Origin of the sequence: Lysinibacillus fusiformis, assembly GCF_016925635.1 — a bacterium.
GTDB lineage: Bacteria > Bacillota > Bacilli > Bacillales_A > Planococcaceae > Lysinibacillus > Lysinibacillus fusiformis_F.
The window spans coordinates 3,482,799-3,499,226 of record NZ_CP070490.1 but is presented as its reverse complement, the minus strand read 5'-3'; the positions used below and the strand labels follow the sequence as shown (position 1 = coordinate 3,499,226).

The window sequence follows — 16,428 nt, the reverse complement described above, 5'->3', positions numbered from 1 at the left end:
GCAAATTATTTAGCCTCCAATCGCCATAGTCTTTTCGTTACGAACGCTAATAATAATACACACACAGAGATCATAAGGACTGGTACATAGATGTTGTCTTGAAAGAACTCGAATAGCAATCCATACCCCATTTGCCCAAGCGGTGCCATACATTGTGATACGGCCATCATAATCGCCATAACCTTCCCTAATTGCTCATTCGGCGTATCCTTTTGGACAAGCGTCATCACGTAAATAGAGATGATTGTCATCATCATCGCAATGACAAGAGCACAACCAATAAATAGAGTATAGGAGGGATAATAGCCAATTTGAAGTGTGTTAGGAAATACAGCCATAGCCATTGGAATTACCAAAAAGGCTGACACTAACACCCAAATGTATAGGGTGTGAATGCGCAGCTTTTGAGCAAAATAACCCATCGTTAACGCGCCTAAAATCGTCGCAAAATCAATAATGCCCATTCCTATTCCATATAATGTATCACTACTTTTCATCGTGACACGAAGAATAATAGGCACACCCACGATAAATAGTGGTGTCAATAATAAATTCAATAAAGCAGCAAGTAGCGTACATTTTAAAATAAATGTTTGCTTCACGACAAAAGTAAAACCTTCTTTCATGTCTTTGAGTAATGTCGGTACCAAATGACCATCATAGCTACGTTTTACAAATGGGATTGTCATAAACATTTCTACAATAGCCGTAAAGAAAAATAATAAACCACTCACTATGACAAGAGTTTTGAGACCTAGAATTCCATATAAAATACCTCCAAGTACAGGTGCTGTCACCCCTGCTAATGCCTGCACCCCATTGACGATTCCATTGGCCTGCTCAAGCTTCTGGTCGCTAACCAACAGCGGGATACTCGCCATTACAGCTGGCGTGTACATCGCACTAATAAATGATAGTAGCACCATGACCAAGCCAATCCATAGCACTGAATGATTGTCTGTTAGTAATCCAATAAAAAACATCCACACAATGCCGCTACTGACAAAATCAAATAGGACCATTAAATTACGCCGATTAAAACGATCTGCTATAGCACCACCAAATGGCGTAAGTAAAATAGGTAGGCTTGAAATAGCAAAAAGCACGGCAAAAAGATCTGCCCGCCCCGTTATGTCTAAAACAAAAAGTGAAAGAGCAAATCTTAAAAGCGCAGAGCCCAAAATAGAAATAATCTGACCAACTACCATAATGATGAAATCTTTCGAAAAGCCCTTTTCTTTGACTAGCATTTCCATATACTGACCACCCCTTTATATAAATAGACCGACAGTCGGTCATCATTTGTGTAAAAAAAATGTAGGCACAAGTTGAGGCTTTACAAGCTTTTTTGACTTGCCCTACAAAAATAGACTGACTGTCGGTTTATAAATAGTATATGTGAACGCTCCAAAAAAAGGAACTTATTTTTATACCTCCCTTATTTTATTCGTACTAGCCTTTGAAATAATCTTTAATTTGCTCAATCATAGCTGTTGTTGCCTGACTGACATAGCGATCTACACGGTAAATAATCGATAAGCTACGGCTTGGTGCACCATTTGAAATCCGTATACTACACAAAGTAGGATCATTCATTTGTTGGAGTAACGGATAAGGCTGCACCGTCACACCAATATTGGCTCGAACAAGATTCATGATGGACGTGACAGAGCTTGTCTCAAGAATAGAATGGAGTTGAAAACCATGCTTTTTTACAGCCTCTTCTACAACCTCTCTACCAAGAAAACCTTCTGGATACATCACCATAGGAAGGTCTTCTAATTCAGCAATTGAGATCGCTGTTTGATTTGACAATGGGTGCTCCTTTGAAACAGTCAATACGTATTCCTCTCTACATAAAGGAATAATAACCAAACGATCATCTGATTCTACATTCGTCCCAATGCCGATATCCACTTCATTTTCAAGCACCTGCCGCATAATATCGATTGAAGCAAGTATCTTTAATTTTACCTTTGGGAATTTTTGATGGAAATCAATAACTAGCTGTGTGATCCGATAGTCAAGATCAGAGGGCATAATGCCAATACGTATTTGCCCCCCTTCTAGCGCCTGTAAATCTTTAATAGAATCTTTAACATTTTGTAATGTATTCAATACCTCTGAAGTATAGCTAAATAATAGTGAGCCCGCCTCCGTCACAACAATTTTTTTGCCAATCCGATCGAACAATGGCATACCTAGCTCATCCTCAAGCACACGTATTTGCTGACTTAATGTTGGCTGAGCGATGCCTAGTTTCTCAGCAGCTTTTGTAAAATGTAGCTCCTCATAGACTGCCATAAAATAATGCAAATGCCTTATTTCCATAACGATCACACCCATCATAGTTTGTAACTATTATTGTAATAGTAATAATAGTATTGTTCAATCATTCTAGTTAGTATAGACTTCAATTTGGACTTATTATTTATTTGATATGACGGAGTGGAAAGACAATGAATATAAAACGTAAAATCGTACCAATTATCGCTATTATTTTAGCTTCTTTTAATTTACGACCTGTTATTACTTCGGTGTCCCCTTTATTAGGGACTATTCGTGAGGCTTTACATATGAGTGCGGCTACGGCCAGTTTAATCACTTCTTTGGCTGTACTTTGTATGGGCTTATTTGCACCTTTTGCAATCAAACTAGCCAATCGTTGGAGCATTGAGCGAGCTATTGCTTACTCTCTTATTCTTATTGGACTAGCAACAGCTGCCAGATATTTTGCTTATACTGCCTGGGTCATGCTGTTAACGGCCTTGTTATCAGGCATTGGCATTGCTATCGTGGGACCATTATTATCAGGCTATATTAAGGAGAAATTTGCGAACCCTTCTCGTGTAGTGGGTATTTACTCGCTAGCACTTGTAGTAGGAGCTGCACTTGGTTCAGGGCTTTCTATTCCCTTAAGTAATCTTTTTCATTCATGGCAAGTTTCTGCTGCCTCCTGGGCTATTCTTGCTTTAATCGCTTTATTCTTTTGGTGGAAGCCCCTTGAACAGAAAACAGTTACGGCAACAGTCGCGAATTCACCTAGTACGAGCATAACTGTGAAGCAAATGTTAATGAATCAAAGGGCTTGGCTTTTAACAGGCTTTTTTGGCTTAATGGCCTTTATGTTTTATACCATTATGGCTTGGTTACCCCCAATCGCTGAAAATTTAGGTTATAGCAAACACGAAGCTGGGCTGATGCTGACACTATTAACAGTTGCCCAAATGCCCGCTACGTTTTTAGTGCCTATATTAAATAACCGTTTTCAGCATAGAGCTGTATGGCTAGTAGGCAGTTCATCATTAGAATTAATCGGTTTATTGATGCTTCTGTTTTCTTATAATCCTTGGCTAAGCAGTATTCTGATTGGTATTGGTGCAGGTGGGCTATTCTCATTAGGGCTAACACTACCTATTGATGAGGCCAAAGATACTCACGAGGCCAGCTTCTTAGCTGCCATGACACAATCAGTTGGCTTTGTATTTGCTGCATTTGGTCCCTTCTTTGTCGGTCTTGTTCGAGATTTCACAGGCAATTTTACAACTGCCATTATTGGCATGATTGTTATCGTCATCGTGATGATTCTGATTCAACTAAAAATTGGGAATCAGAAGTAAATGCATCATGCACATATGAAAAAGACGACTTTCTAACAAGGAAGGTCGTCTTTTTATTATGAAATCGATTTTTGCCTTTATGAATCATTACGTTAGCAATAAACGTAGATTTTCAGATGACAAATGCAAATTAGCTAACTGAAGCATATTTTAGAACAACAGCCTCTAATACATCGATTCCTATTAATACATCTTCAAGCGCTGTATGTTCATCCGGATGATGACTTAAACCATCCACAGAAGGGATAAAAATAAGGCCAACTGGTCCGAGCCTCGTCATATTCATAGAATCGTGACCTGCCCCACTTTGCATATATTGATAGGAGAGTTTCTTTTCTACACAAATCGTTTCTAGATCTTGCATTAGATTTGGAGAAAGTAGGACAGGCTCCTCTGAACTAATGACATTGTATTCAATCGTAAGCTGTCTCTTTTGTTGAACGTTTGCAATAACAGTATAAAAATGCTGAAGGACACGTTCTCTCGATTCCACAGAGGATGATCGAATATCTACAGTTAACTCCACTTCACCTGGAACTACGTTCATCGAGCCTGCCACAACCTCTAGTATCCCTACTGTTGCCACAGTACCAAACTCCTGCTCTGCTATCGCTGCTTTTTCCAATTCTAATGCCAATTCGGATGCTCCTAAAAGAGCGTCCTTTCTCATATTCATTGGGGTCGTGCCTGAATGGGATGCTTTTCCGTTTAACTTCATTAATAAGCGAACTGGTGCTGCTACCCCTGTTACAATACCTATTTTCTTCTCATAGTTAATAAGCAATGGTCCTTGTTCAATATGCAATTCAAAAAAGGCATGGAATCCTTCCTCTACTCTTGTTGCTTGATCAACACTACTAAAATCAAGTCCACAATGAGCAAAAGCCTGCTCCATCGTAATACCATCTCGATCAACTAAATGGCGGTATTTTTCTTTATCGATTAGACCTGCCATTGCTTTACTTCCTACTGTCGACACACCAAATCTTGAAGACTCCTCACAGGCAAAGGCGATAATTTCAATTGGATGCTCTGTCACAATAGATCGCTCGTTTAATCGCTTAATGACTTCTAGGGCAGCGGTTACACCAACAACGCCATCATATTTACCGCCTTGATAGACAGTGTCTAAATGGGATCCCATGACAACAGGCTGCAATCCTGGCACACTGCCTTCTCTTCGAGCAATAAGATTTCCACAATAGTCAATATGAATTTGAAGATTTTCATCTTTACATAAACGAATAAAGGCATGTAAACAAGCCTGTTCTTCATTCGTATAGGCAACTCTCGTAATCCCTTTCTCGCCTGAATTATATTGATTCATTTTATCTAGTAATTGTTGATAACGTTCTTTATAGATCATGTAAACAGCTCCTTCTTAAGCATTACGAAGATGAAAATCAGACCAAATGTACTTTTTCATAGCATTTTTTTCATTGTACCAATTATTTTACACCTTTTTGGTTGAAAATTAGAAAAGGGATTCTCTATAACGAGATCCCTGCTCTAATTTGTCGGAAAGACTTAAGCAGTATATGACTGCTGCAATCTATTTACTATTCGCCATTTTGTCATTGAAATGATGGAACAATGCATCACATTCTTCAGTCGTTTCAATTTTTTTCATGTTCAGCACACTTTTATCTTTACCTGTTAAGTAATCACGTAAATGCATATCAGAGAAGCCATGTACATGAGCATCTTCTGCTGTATTACAATAATGGACTTCTTTAATACCCGACCAAATGATTGCGCCAACACACATTGGACATGGTTCACATGTAGCGTAGATGACACAATCCGATAAATCCATTGTGCCAAGCTTTTTAGAGGCTTCACGAATGGCTACTATTTCTGCATGTGCAGTGATGTCTGTATCACGCATCATTGTATTGCCTACAACAGCGATGATTTCATCTCCTCTTACAATCGTTGCACCAAATGGTCCACCAATATTTTGATTGATACCTTCTTTTGTTTTATCAACAGCTAGTTGAATGTAATCCATACCGTGATTCCTCCTAGTTAATAATATGAGTACCAGCCTGATTATTAATCGCTTCTTTTAGACTTTCAGGGTTTGTAATAATCACTCGATGACCACCATTTTCTAAGAAGCTTAAGCTTGCTTCGATTTTTGGTAGCATACTGCCTGGCGGGAACTGATTATCTTGAACATGCTGCTTTGTTTCTTCGACTGTAATTTCTTTAAGTGCTTGTTGCTCAGGTTTTCCAAAGTTAATAAACACACGAGGAACACCCGTCGTAATAATTAATGAGTCTGCATTTACTTGTGCAGCTAATAGACTTGTTGCAAAGTCTTTGTCAATTACTGCATCTACACCCTCATAGACATTGTTTTCTTTTTTAACAACTGGAATTCCACCACCGCCTACAGCGATCACGACATAATCATTGTCAATTAATGATTTAATTGCGTCTTTTTCCACGATATCAATTGGTTTTGGGGAAGGCACAACACGACGATAGCCACGCCCCGAATCCTCTACCATTTTCCAATCAGGATGCTCGACTAACATCTCCTCGGCTTGCTCCTTAGTAAAGAATGAACCAACTGGCTTTGTGGGGTTAATAAAGTTTGGATCATTTTCATTGATTTCAACTTGTGTAATCACACTGACTACTTTTTTATCAATTTGACGTTTAGCCAGCTCGTTAATTAATGCTTGTTGAATCAAATAGCCAATTCCACCTTGTGTGTCAGCTACACAGTTTACTAAGGGAATTGCTGGCATGCCCGATACCTCATTAGCAATTTCACTTCGTTGTAAAGTAAAACCAACTTGTGGGCCATTGCCATGCGTGACAACCACTTTATAACCTTCCTGAATCATATCCGCAATATGTTCGACAGTTTGAGCAACTGCCTCTTGCTGACTTTGAATGGATTCGCTTCCACTATCTTTTACCAACGAGTTACCGCCGATTGCTACAATTACTAATTTATTCACAACTACACCCCTACTTCTTTTTCTACACTATTTTGAACATTTTGCTGATTAAATTTATATAACAACGTATATAAAATGAATGACACGATCAGTCCGCTAAAGAAAGCAAAGTTATTTAGCTGTACTAAGAACGGCACACCTTTCAGGAAAGCACCTGACATCGGTAAAAGGAAGCTGATCAAAAGGACGATACATGCTACGATATTATAGCCAGATTTATAAGCCCCATTGCTCCCTTCTTCCACATAAATTACGGATAAATCTAAACGTCTTTTACGCTCGATAAAGAAGCTAGACAACATAATACCTGCGATGGGTCCAAACATAGAGCCTATAAAACTATAGAAGAAAAATAACGTTTCTGTACTCGATACGAGTTTCCAAGGCAAAATGATTGTGCCAATAATCGCTGTTAAAATACCTGCTGTTTTGACAGTAAATACTTTGGGGAATAAAGTTGTCATTTGTAATCCCGATGGTAATAAGTTACCGAAAACTACAAAAGCTGTTGCGCCTACATTTAAAGCTAAAATTAATACAATTACAGAAAATGGATTTTGAATTTTATCAATAGCGTCTACAATATTAAAAATTGGTTGCCCGAAAGCAATTTCTGTCCCTGCTATTAAACTAATACAAGTAATCGCAAATAAGAGATACGAGCCGATCATACCAATGGATAAGCCATAAATCATTGCTTTTGGCGAGTTAGCTCGATGCGTAAAGTCTGCAATATTTACAACTGGACCCGCCCAGTTTGACACCAATGCGCTCACACAGGCAATAAAGACCAATGGACTTTCCATTGTTGTAGAAGGCTTATATTCTAAAATGGGCCCGATTCCTCCAGCAATATTAATTGCCCAAATAGCTGCGCCAATAATGAAAATATAAACAATCGGTGATGAATATTTACCGAAGACTGTTAGCATATCCATGCCGCCTAAAAATAGTAAAACTGTAATGACCCATAAAATAATATAAGAAATCATTGTCGGAACATCTAAGCCAAAAATAGTGAAGTCTCCACCAATAGACATATAGTTCGGAATGAATCTTGCAAATAATACATTAAGGGATTGAGCGCCCACAACTGTTGTCGTACCAAAGAATACAACCCCAGCAATCAATCCTCGACATAATGCTGGAATAATAGAGCCTTTCACTCCAAATGAATCTCTTAGTAATATGGCAAATGGAATACCATATTTAGAGGCAGAATATCCATTTAAGCAATAGCCTGCTGAGACAATCACTGCTGAAAGCATAATGGCTAAGAAAACTTGATTAACTGATAATCCTAAGACAAAAAATCCTGCAACCGTCATATAAGACATAATATTGTGAACTGCGCCCATCCACACGGTAATGTAGTTAAAGATTCCCCAGTCTCTTTCCTGAGGACCTTTTGGTAAAAGTTCTTCCGAATAGCCAAGTGCTCTATAGTCTTGATTGGACTGTTCAATTTTAGCGTGTTCCATATAAAGCTCCTCCTACTTATAGGAAGTGGGCTTAAGCCCACTTCTCACTAATTGTGATTAATGCTTTTTCAAAAGCTTCCATTGGAGGATTCGTAATACCAGCACCAATCATACCAATTCCAGCCTCTTTATGTGCGATAGCTGTATTAATAATTGGAAGAATACCTGATTGGATGACTTTACGAATATCAATACCTGTAGGAATTCCCATGAAGTTTAATAATGGAATGGTAATATTTTGGTTTTCTGTCGTTGTAATTTCTTTCATTTTACGAGAATAACCAATTGCTTCATCTACTGTTCCACCTACTAAAGCAACGATTGCTGGTGCAGTAGCCATTGCGAAACCACCAATACCGTATGTTTCTGTAATAGCACTATCCCCAATATCAAGACCTGAATCCTCTGGTTTATAGCCAGCAAACATCGGTCCGATTACTTTTTGTGCAGGGCCAGTAAACCATGTATTACCTGCCATGCCACTAATACGAACACCAAATTCTACACCGTTACGTGCCATTGTTGTCACGACTGTACTATATTCGATTCCATGTGCAGCATCTAATGCACATTTACAGCAGGCCATCCATGTAGGACCTGAGAAATAATCACTACTTGCCACGAAATCGAATACTGCTCGCTTCTGTTCAACAGGGTAATCTGTTTCTAAGATATATGGTGTCAGTGCTTGAATTAATAAGCTTGTACCTGCATTATTACGGTTATGACATTCGTCGCCCATGTGAAGTGCTTGTGCAAGCATTAATCGTAGATCGATGCCGTCTTGATTTAATTTCATTGCATCACGTAAAATTGGCCCTAACACATCACGCATCCATATTAATCGCTCAACAACGCTATCATCGTTGGCACCCATACGTAAGATTTTTGCCATTTGCTCACTTAAGTTTGTATAGGCGATATTGCCATACGTTTTATTTTCAACGATGTGCATGAACATCGAAGCAGATGTTACACCAGCCATTGAACCAACGGCATTATGCTCATGACAAGGTGAGAATGTAATTTCTCCCGAAGCCGCTACCTCTGCTGCTTCTTCTAAGTCTTTTGCTAATCCTTCGAATACAAGTGCACCCATAACAGCGCCCTGCATTGGGCCATTCATGTTTTCCCACGTAATGGGTGGTCCTGCGTGTAAAATTGTTTTTTTCGTCATGCCAGGCACAACATTGATGGCTTGATCAAAACCAATCAGCACGGGTTGAGAGTTCACAATTTTTTCAACTGCAAGACGGTTTGCTGCTTCAATTTTTTCAGCAAGTTCTGCTTTATCGATTCTGTTTAATGCTGCAATAATTTCTGGCTTACCTCCACCTGGTGGTGACCACTCTAGGTGTGTAGCACTTGCATTTTGTGCTAAAATATCATCTTTAAAAAGTTCAATACCTACGTTAATTACGTTAATTTTACTTGTAAAAAGTTCATTAATCTTACTCATGATTTTCTCCTTTCAACACCATTTCTCTAGCAAGTAATCCAGCATTTGTACTACTGCTTGCATGTGTAACACCAGCATCAATTAATTTTTTCACTTGCTCATCTATGTTTGGCGTATCTAAATCAGTTCCAAGGACATACCCAATGATTTCTAAGTGTCTGCCTTCTTTTTCAGCTAATTGTTTTGCTTCAATCATAGCAGGAAGCATAACGCCAACTGGGTCTTCATGAGAGCCAAAGCCTAATACGAAGTCCATCACAATGACACCAACTGACGGATCTTTTGCTTCTTGTAAGAAACGGTCAATACGAGAAGATGGATCGATCATTGGATGTGGTTTACCATTTGTAAAATCATCATCACCGAAGTCAATGAACGTATGTTCTTGACTCACATTGATATCTTTCAATAAGAAATCAGGATTTTTCTGGATGTTACTATAAACGTTATCGAATTTTTCCATCGCTAGATACATAGATTCATCACAAAGCGTACCGCCACAGAATAGCCCACGAATGTATTTTTGTTCTGGTGCTAGTTTTGCACGGACCTCTTCAACTAATGGAATGTTAAGTGCACGTTTGTTAATGCCTGCTTCATCAATACCTGCTAGTAAGACTGCTTTTAATGCTGCTTCTTTCGATGTTTTAGCAAATTGTCCACCAGCTGCCACTACCGCCTCTTCATTACCACCGATAAAGTAAACCACTACTGGTTTGCTGCATTCTTTGATTTGTGCGAGCACCTTTTTCTCAACACTTGCTTCAGGTGGCTTCGATACTAGAACGATCACTTTTGTCGCTTCATCCGCATCTAGTGCTTTAATGCCATCAAGCATCATAATGCCGCCTACTTCTTTACTTAAATCTCTTCCGCCAGTACCGATCAGTTGTGTGATTCCACCACCGAAGTCATGAATACGAACACTTACCTCTTGGCTACCTGTACCAGATGCCGCTACGATACCGATATTGCCTTTTCTCACAGCGTTGGCAAAGCAAAGACCTGTATTACCAATAATGGCCGTACCACAGTCTGGCCCCATCATTAATAGACCTTTTTCATGTGCTAACGTTTTTAATTCTACTTCGTCTTCAACGCTCACATTATCACTGAACAGCATCACGTGTAGATCATTTTCAAGTGCTTTGCGTGCTTCACGAACGGCAAATGCACCATTGACAGAAATGACCGCAAAGTTTGCATCAGGGATACCTTGTGCAGCAGAATCTATCGTTGCATATTTAATATCGCTTTTTGCTTGTGCTTTATTTTTATTTGTTAGTAATTCTTCAACTGCTAGGTAAGCGCTTTCTGTTTGATCCGCACTAGTAGTTTTGACAATAATCATTAAGTCCCCTGCTGTTGCTTCTTCCACTTCTGGCGTCATCAAACCAACATTGCGAATGACCCCTTTGTTCATTTCTGTACCCATACCAATAATTGCTTGCTCAACGCCTTCAATTTGATTCGCTTTTGTTGATAGTGACATCAATGACACTGAATCAAAATATGTGTTGCGCTTAATTACGACTTTAATACTCATCTTTATCCTCCTAATTTTATATTGGCTTCTAAGCCACTTATTAGCCCTAAGGCAATATCTGTTCCTGAGGAGGAGCCAATAGCAAGCACCTTTCTCAGAGCCTCAATCGATTCCGCTTCTGTACCATATAAAATGGCGTGTATGAATGAACAGATGGACTCCCTTACTTGTCCATATGCTGCCTTCTTCAATGTTGTATAACTAATCTCATTGGTTAAAGGCTGAATCATTTTGATGACGCTTTCACACAATGGTTTATAAATAGAACACGGACTATTTTCTAAGTGAATGACAGCAAATAACCCTACTAAAAAATCATCCCCTGATGGTGTAAGTCCTGGCCCCAAGCCGACTAAATCAGCAGCATATGCCTGAAAGCGATCCAAACGTTGATTCAATATTTCCTCATAAAGCAAAGTGGTACGCTGCTGTAGCAATCTCGATGTCTCCGCTTCAAATTCATTGACGGGTGAATCATTACGTTTTATGCCGCCACCTTTGCCTTGTAAATCAATGAATTGTTTCACACTGCTCATATTCATTCTTAAACTTGTACGATTTAATGGATAAATAGGTAGCTGACATTGCCAACGAGTGGCTGTGTGAATTGCTATTTGTAATTTTTCTTCTATTAAAAGTTGATTATGGCGAACCAATACCCTGTCATATTGATGAATGTCCAGGTGATCGAACGTATCGAGATCAATGACAAGTGTATTGGGTGCACGATCCATTGCCTTCGTAGCAAGTGTGAAAATTTCACCATTACCATCTCTCTGAATATTTAAGGCATGTTGAAACACACTATGGACCGTTCCAGTAAACGCCGTTGCCACCATTTGTTGAAGAAAATAATCATCACCAGATTTGGCATGTATCATATGTACACCTCTTTATGTCGTAGGAGTACTACTATTTTGCCCCTGCTTCTAGTAGAATTTTTTCAATTTCAGTGAATCCCTTTTCTCTAGCCATCGCTAATGGCGTCACTCCGTATTGATCCACTAATTGTGTATCTGCACCATGTTCAACTAATAGACGAACAATTTCCTGTTGCTTTTCTCCACCATCATTTAGAAGGATGGCTTCAATCAACGGTGTCCAGCCACAAATATTTGTATGGTTGACATTGATATCTGTAGTCGTTGCAAGCTCACGAACTACTTCTACAAAGCCCTTCTCACTTGCTGGATGAATACCGACACCGCCAAAGCGTGTTAAACGCTCTAAATCTGTGTTTGCTTGTAGCATCATTTTCACAAGCTCTAACTTTCCGTTAATACATCCATACAAAAATGGGTTTAAACAAATTTGATCTTGAAGGTCGATATCTGCTCCTTCCTGAATTAGAAATTTTACTGTTTCTAATTGATCATTCATCGCAGCAAGTAAAATTGCTGTACGCTTACGCTTATTTCGAGAATTAATATCCACACCTTGTTGTAAATAACCTTTCAGAGCGTTAATATCCCCTGCTTCAGCTGCAGTTAAAAATTCTGAGACCACATTCATATCTACCAATTTCATACCTCCATTTTTCCGACCTATTGTTCATTTCAACTAAATGGAAATGAACCGCGAGAATGTTATTATTTTCACATTTCCGTCTTACAAGCTTTATTTTATTCTCTTATGCCGTAGATATCATTGTTTAGCAAAACCAAAAAGAATGTAGATGATTTAGGCAATATGTACAATGTTTTGTGATAAGATTATGGCAAAGGAGTGAAATCATTTGCTAACAATCAAAGATATATTAGACATAAAGGCGCTTGAAGGAATTAAAATTGTTGCTGGCGAACAAGGCATTCACAATGAAATCGCACTTGTAAACATTATCGAAAATCCCGATGCATTTGATTGGCTGACACCGAATGAATTATTATTAACAACCGGTTACATCTTCCAAGACGATGAAGCATTACAAAATAAAATCATCCAAGAAATCTCTAAAATCAATTGCGCAGGCCTCGTCATCAAAATGAGGCGCTATTTACAAAAAACACCTCAAAACATGATCGATATTGCCAATCAACATGGATTGCCGTTATTAGAGTTGCCTTATAATTACACCCTGTCCAAGGTCATCTCGATCATCAATGAAAAGGCATCAGGAGGTTATGATCTATTAAATAGAAAATCTTTAGATATGCACAATACGCTATTTAAGGTTGCACTTGAAGGAGGAGGCATTGAATCCATTTCCTCAAAATTAGCCGAAACAATTAATAACCCAATTATCTTTTTAGATAATGACTGGAATTTACTGCATTATACAGATCTTGATACCAATCCAGTGCCACTTGCCTATGGGATCAACCTAAAGAAGAATCGTCCAACGTTTTCAAAGGATTTTATTGATACTATCCCGATTGATCTCAATGAAATGCAAAAATCCATTACACGAATCTATCAATTAGAAGATATCGCAGTGAAATGTAGAATACTCCCTGTCGCAGTTGCCAATTATATTTATGGCTATATTGTCATTTGGCAAACTGTACGTGATCTGAATGAGTTTGATTACATCGTTTTAGAGCAAGCCTCCACGATCGTGGCATTAGAAAGGATTAAACAGAAGGAAATTGAGGGTGTACGTTTAAAAATTAAACAGGAGTTTTTTGATGATTTATTGACTGGAAAAATCACTTCGATTGAAACGCTACAAACACTTTGTGATCTCCACGGCTTAAAGATCAACCATAAATATTATTGCATCGTCATCTCTATTAGCCATGAAAACCTTCAAAACCAGCATGATTTAATTTCTCGAAAATACGAGTCCGATAATATTGCAAAAAAATGTATGAACTTAATTTATGAGCATTCTAGTACGATCAATGGAGAAATTACGTGCCTATATCGCAACAACCAAATCATCCTATTAGTTGGACAGCAGGACGGCAAACAAGATTTCACGATCAATGAAACAAAGCACTACGCAGAAAACATTCTCCAACTATTAGTACAGCAACATACCCAAACCTCCTTCTTAATTGGAATTGGCAAAGAATATAAACATATTCGATTTGTTCATAAAAGCTTTGCAGAGGCACATGAAGCACTACGTCTTATGCATCGCTTCGAAGAACGTGGAGCTGTAGCTCATTTTGCGGATCACTCCATCTATCATTTTTTAGATTCGAATATTAACGAAGTGCAGCTCAAGGACTTTTTCTTAGAAAGCTTGGGCACTGTCTTTGAGCACGATCTTTTACATGGGACAAGCTACCTAATTACATTAGAAAATTACTTTATTAATCATATGAATATAAGTGAAACAGCCAAGGAAATGTTTATCCATCGCAACACATTAATTTATCGAATCGAAAAGATTAAAGAAATTTTAAAAACCGATTTAAAAAGCTATGAGGAACTCTTACAAATCCAACTAGCCTTGAGAATCTATCGCTTGCTTGGTAAGTCTTTATACCACGATGAATTCGCAGACTAGCATCAAAGGTGATAAACGCATCACCTTTTTTGATGACCATTCATTTCATATTCAGTTCATAAACGCATGCTATAGTAAAGCCATAGAAACGAAATACATTGTTTTCGGACAATGAAGGAGGCTTATTTCTTTGCAAGAGACATCAAAAGATACAACAAAACAAAAAGATTGGCGCCGTTTTATACAATTAGTAAAACGAGCTGAACCACCGATTTGGCTACTTGTCATCGCTTTAGTGATGAGTTTAGCAACGACGGGTGTAGGATTTATTGTTCCATTATTTACAAAACAATTAGTGGATGGCTTTTCGTTAGAATCACTTAATTATTGGCAAATCATTGTATTGGGGATTGCCTTTATCGCACAAGCTATTGCTAGTGGATTATCCATCTATTATTTAAATCGCGTTGGGCATCATGTTGTGGCAAAATTACGCGATCAGTTATGGCGAAAGCTGTTGCATTTACCAATCCCCTATTATGATGAACATGATACAGGCGAAACATTGAGTCGTGTTACGAATGACACAGGGGTTGTGAAAGAGCTTATAACAGAGCATTTAGCAAACTGTTTATCTGGCGTTATTTCCATTATAGGTTCTATCATCATTCTTCTATTTTTAGATTGGAAAATGACGTTAGTCATGCTAATTGCCGTACCACTAGCAATGGTCATTTTAATGCTGCTAGGTAGACGCATGTTTGTGATTTCAAAAGGGATGCAAGATGAAACAGCGAAGTTTACGTCTGTATTAAATCAAGTATTACCTGAAACACGCCTAGTAAAGGCCTCGAATGCTGAGCAAATTGAATATGAGCGTGGAAAAAAAGGCATTACAAATCTCTTTACATTCGGCTTAAAAGAAGCGAAAATCCACGCACTGATTTCACCACTTATTTCATTTGTTTTAATGTCAGTGCTTGTAGCTATTATTGGCTATGGTGGTGTCCGTGTTTCCTCTGGAGAGCTGACGGCTGGCGATATGGTAGCATTTATTTTATATTTGATCCAAATCATTATGCCGATGACACAATTGACGATGTTCTTTACCCAACTGCAAAAAGCAATGGGGGCTACAGAACGAATTAGTGCATTACTTGAATATGAGGAAGAACATATTGAAGAAGGCTTAACTGTAGAAAAAGTAGACCAACCCATTTATGTTAAAAATGTTGACTTTTCTTATGGTGAAGAGCCTATTTTATCCGATATTAACTTCACAATTGAGCCAGGCAAAGTAACAGCCATCGTAGGACCAAGTGGTGGCGGTAAAACAACCACATTTTCTTTGCTAGAACGATACTATCAGCCTACGAACGGCAGTATCACACTAGGAGATACACCAATCGAAACTTTCTCACTCCACTCTTGGCGCAGTCAAATCGGCTATGTGGCGCAGGAAAGTGCCCTGCTCTCAGGAACGATTCGAGAAAATATTTGCTATGGTATAGACCGTAAAGTGCAAGATGATGAACTAGAAAAAGTGGCTAAAATGGCCTATGCAGATCAATTTATTAATGAGCTTCCAGACAAGTTTGACACAGAAGTTGGAGAACGAGGCATCAAGCTTTCAGGTGGACAACGTCAGCGTATCTCTATTGCAAGGGCGCTGTTACGTAATCCGCAAATATTAATGCTGGATGAAGCCACATCGAGCTTAGATAGTAAATCAGAAATTTATGTACAAAAAGCATTAGACAACTTAATGCAAGGGCGCACAACATTAGTCATTGCGCACCGTTTATCGACAGTGGTAGATGCCGATAAAATATTATTTATTGAGAAAGGGCATATTACTGGCTGTGGCACACACGAAACACTCTTTGAAACACATGCTATGTATCGTGAGTTTGCCATACAGCAATTACGCATTAAAGACGTTGAATAAAGGGG

The 16,428-nt window shown here is 38.6% G+C and carries 13 protein-coding genes; 3 read left to right on the top strand and 10 right to left on the bottom strand.

Going from position 1 to position 16,428, the window contains the following annotated elements:
• Positions 1–5 precede the first annotated feature (5 nt).
• Complete coding sequence (locus JTI58_RS16990) at positions 6–1,256, bottom strand: MFS transporter (RefSeq protein ID WP_205442467.1); 1,251 nt, start codon at positions 1,254–1,256, stop codon at positions 6–8.
• 196 nt (positions 1,257–1,452) lie between these two features.
• Positions 1,453–2,331 carry a LysR family transcriptional regulator gene (locus JTI58_RS16985; RefSeq protein ID WP_205442465.1) on the bottom strand — a complete coding sequence of 293 codons (879 nt, stop codon included), beginning with the start codon at positions 2,329–2,331 and terminating at the stop codon, positions 1,453–1,455.
• 128 nt (positions 2,332–2,459) lie between these two features.
• Here JTI58_RS16985 and JTI58_RS16980 point away from each other — a divergent pair, with 128 nt between their 5' ends.
• Positions 2,460–3,620, top strand: a complete 1,161-nt coding sequence (locus tag JTI58_RS16980; protein WP_205442463.1) for an MFS transporter — start codon at positions 2,460–2,462, stop codon at positions 3,618–3,620.
• A 130-nt stretch (positions 3,621–3,750) separates the two neighbouring features.
• On the opposite strand, the gene JTI58_RS16975 is transcribed toward JTI58_RS16980, so the two are convergent.
• The 8 genes from JTI58_RS16975 to JTI58_RS16940 form a co-directional block, all read right to left on the bottom strand.
• Positions 3,751–4,986 carry a Zn-dependent hydrolase gene (locus JTI58_RS16975; RefSeq protein WP_205442462.1) on the bottom strand — a complete coding sequence of 412 codons (1,236 nt, stop codon included), beginning with the start codon at positions 4,984–4,986 and terminating at the stop codon, positions 3,751–3,753.
• Positions 4,987–5,172: 186 nt separating this feature from the next.
• The gene (locus JTI58_RS16970; RefSeq protein WP_205442461.1) at positions 5,173–5,631 is read right to left on the bottom strand and encodes a nucleoside deaminase; all 459 of its coding nucleotides are present in this window, start codon (positions 5,629–5,631) and stop codon (positions 5,173–5,175) included.
• A gap of 13 nt (positions 5,632–5,644) precedes the next feature.
• Complete coding sequence (arcC, locus tag JTI58_RS16965) at positions 5,645–6,595, bottom strand: carbamate kinase (protein ID WP_205442460.1); 951 nt, start codon at positions 6,593–6,595, stop codon at positions 5,645–5,647.
• Between the two features lie 2 nt (positions 6,596–6,597).
• Positions 6,598–8,076 (bottom strand): cytosine permease, encoded by a 1,479-nt coding sequence (locus JTI58_RS16960; protein WP_205442459.1) that lies wholly within the window; start codon positions 8,074–8,076, stop codon positions 6,598–6,600.
• Between the two features lie 31 nt (positions 8,077–8,107).
• Positions 8,108–9,535: a YlbE family protein gene (locus tag JTI58_RS16955; RefSeq protein ID WP_205442458.1), complete on the bottom strand. Its 1,428-nt coding sequence runs from the start codon at positions 9,533–9,535 to the stop codon at positions 8,108–8,110.
• Positions 9,528–11,081, bottom strand: coding sequence for an acyl-CoA synthetase FdrA (fdrA, locus tag JTI58_RS16950; RefSeq protein ID WP_205442457.1), 1,554 nt, complete (start codon positions 11,079–11,081; stop codon positions 9,528–9,530). The genes JTI58_RS16955 and fdrA overlap by 8 nt, the downstream gene beginning before the upstream one ends.
• 2 nt (positions 11,082–11,083) lie before the next feature.
• Positions 11,084–11,962, bottom strand: coding sequence for an oxamate carbamoyltransferase subunit AllH family protein (locus tag JTI58_RS16945; protein WP_205442455.1), 879 nt, complete (start codon positions 11,960–11,962; stop codon positions 11,084–11,086).
• 31 nt (positions 11,963–11,993) lie between these two features.
• A complete protein-coding gene (locus JTI58_RS16940) occupies positions 11,994–12,602 on the bottom strand; it encodes an ankyrin repeat domain-containing protein (RefSeq protein ID WP_205442454.1) in 609 nt (202 codons plus the stop codon).
• A 214-nt stretch (positions 12,603–12,816) separates the two neighbouring features.
• Here JTI58_RS16940 and JTI58_RS16935 point away from each other — a divergent pair, with 214 nt between their 5' ends.
• Positions 12,817–14,535, top strand: a complete 1,719-nt coding sequence (locus JTI58_RS16935; RefSeq protein WP_205442453.1) for a PucR family transcriptional regulator — start codon at positions 12,817–12,819, stop codon at positions 14,533–14,535.
• A gap of 130 nt (positions 14,536–14,665) precedes the next feature.
• Positions 14,666–16,423: an ABC transporter ATP-binding protein gene (locus JTI58_RS16930; RefSeq protein ID WP_205442452.1), complete on the top strand. Its 1,758-nt coding sequence runs from the start codon at positions 14,666–14,668 to the stop codon at positions 16,421–16,423.
• Positions 16,424–16,428 lie beyond the last annotated feature (5 nt).

Coding starts and splice junctions, on each gene's coding strand:
- JTI58_RS16990 (WP_205442467.1), bottom strand. CDS start 1,256: ATGGAAATGCTAGTCAAAGAAAAGGGCTTTTCGAAAGATTTCATCATT.
- JTI58_RS16985 (WP_205442465.1), bottom strand. CDS start 2,331: ATGGAAATAAGGCATTTGCATTATTTTATGGCAGTCTATGAGGAGCTA.
- JTI58_RS16980 (WP_205442463.1), top strand. CDS start 2,460: ATGAATATAAAACGTAAAATCGTACCAATTATCGCTATTATTTTAGCT.
- JTI58_RS16975 (WP_205442462.1), bottom strand. CDS start 4,986: ATGATCTATAAAGAACGTTATCAACAATTACTAGATAAAATGAATCAA.
- JTI58_RS16970 (WP_205442461.1), bottom strand. CDS start 5,631: ATGGATTACATTCAACTAGCTGTTGATAAAACAAAAGAAGGTATCAAT.
- JTI58_RS16960 (WP_205442459.1), bottom strand. CDS start 8,076: ATGGAACACGCTAAAATTGAACAGTCCAATCAAGACTATAGAGCACTT.
- JTI58_RS16955 (WP_205442458.1), bottom strand. CDS start 9,535: ATGAGTAAGATTAATGAACTTTTTACAAGTAAAATTAACGTAATTAAC.
- fdrA (WP_205442457.1), bottom strand. CDS start 11,081: ATGAGTATTAAAGTCGTAATTAAGCGCAACACATATTTTGATTCAGTG.
- JTI58_RS16945 (WP_205442455.1), bottom strand. CDS start 11,962: ATGATACATGCCAAATCTGGTGATGATTATTTTCTTCAACAAATGGTG.